Source organism: Albidovulum sediminicola, assembly GCF_025751575.1.
Taxonomy (GTDB): domain Bacteria; phylum Pseudomonadota; class Alphaproteobacteria; order Rhodobacterales; family Rhodobacteraceae; genus Albidovulum; species Albidovulum sediminicola.
This window is the reverse complement of sequence record NZ_JAOWLA010000055.1, coordinates 1-1,685: the sequence shown is the minus strand read 5'-3', so window position 1 is coordinate 1,685 and position 1,685 is coordinate 1. Positions and strand designations below refer to the sequence as shown.

The following is a 1,685-nucleotide window of genomic DNA, read 5'->3' as shown; positions in this document are numbered from 1 at the left end:
AACCTTGCTCCGATTCCGGAGCTTTATGTTTCCTACGATTCCGCCCAGAAGCTGAAGCACGAGGCGGCGGCGTTGCCGTCTTGGGACCTGTCGCAGCGGCAGGTTTGCGACCTGGAGCTTCTGATGAACGGCGGCTTCTATCCGCTGAAGGGCTTCCTGACCGAGGCGGATTACGACAGCGTCGTGGACACGATGCGCCTGACGACCGGCGATCTGTGGCCGATGCCGGTGACGCTGGACGTCTCCGAGGATTTCGCGGCCAAGGTCGAGCCCGGCCAGGACATCGCGCTGCGCGACGCCGAGGGCGTGATCCTTGCCATCATGTCGGTCACCGACAAGTGGGAGCCCAACAAGAGCCGCGAGGCCGAGGGCGTCTTCGGCGCCGACGACATCGCCCACCCGGCGGTCAACTACCTGCATCACAAGGCCGGCAAGGTCTACCTCGGCGGTCCGGTCACCGGCATCCAGCAGCCCGTGCACTACGACTTCAAGGGCCGCCGCGACACGCCGAACGAGTTGCGCGCCTTCTTCCGCAAGCTCGGCTGGCGCAAGATCGTGGCCTTCCAGACCCGCAACCCGCTGCACCGGGCGCACCAGGAGCTGACCTTCCGCGCCGCGCGCGAGGCGCAGGCGAACCTCTTGATCCACCCGGTCGTCGGCATGACCAAGCCCGGCGACGTCGATCACTTCACCCGCGTGCGCTGCTACGAGGCGGTGCTGGACAAGTACCCGGCCGCGACCACGCATCTGAGCCTTCTGAACCTCGCCATGCGCATGGGCGGCCCGCGCGAGGCGCTCTGGCACGCGATCATCCGCAAGAACCACGGGCTGACGCATTTCATCGTCGGGCGCGACCACGCCGGCCCTGGCAAGAACAGCCAGGGCAAGGACTTCTACGACCCCTATGCCGCGCAGGACCTGGTGCGCCAGCACCAGGAGGAGATCGGCATCGAGATGGTCGATTTCAAACAGATGGTCTACGTCCAGGAGAAGGCCCAGTACTTCCCCGTCGACGAGGTGCCCGAAGCGTCCACCGTGCTCGACATCTCGGGCACGGAACTGCGCCGCCGCCTGCGCGAGGGGCTCGAGATCCCCGACTGGTTCTCCTTCCCCGAGGTGGTCACGGAGTTGCGCCGCACCTCGCCGCCGCGGGCCAAGCAGGGCTTCACGGTGTTCCTCACCGGCCTTTCCGGCTCCGGCAAGTCGACGATCGCCAACGCGCTGATGGTCAAGCTGATGGAGATGGGCGGGCGCCCCGTGACGCTGCTGGACGGCGACGTGGTGCGCAAGCACCTGTCCTCCGAACTCGGCTTCTCGAAAGAGCACCGCGACATCAACATCCGCCGCATCGGCTATGTCGCCTCCGAGATCACCAAGAACGGCGGCATCGCGATCTGCGCGCCGATCGCGCCCTACACCGCGACGCGGGCCGCCGTGCGCGAGATGATCGAGGCCTACGGCGCCTTCGTCGAGGTCCATGTCGCGACCTCGCTCGAGGAATGCGAACGCCGTGACCGCAAGGGGCTCTACAAGCTCGCCCGCGAAGGCAAGATCAAGGAGTTCACCGGGATCTCCGACCCCTACGAGGAACCCGCAAACCCCGAACTCCGCGTCGAAACCGAAAACGTCGAGGTCGACAACTGCGCACACCAGGTCCTGCTCAAACTCGAAAGCATGGGGTTGAT

General features: G+C 65.9%; 1 protein-coding gene. It reads left to right on the top strand.

Features of this window, described 5'->3' with window-relative positions:
• A partial coding sequence (locus tag OE647_RS20040) for a bifunctional sulfate adenylyltransferase/adenylylsulfate kinase (protein ID WP_263723534.1) occupies window positions 1-1,685 on the top strand: 1,685 nt, incomplete at both ends.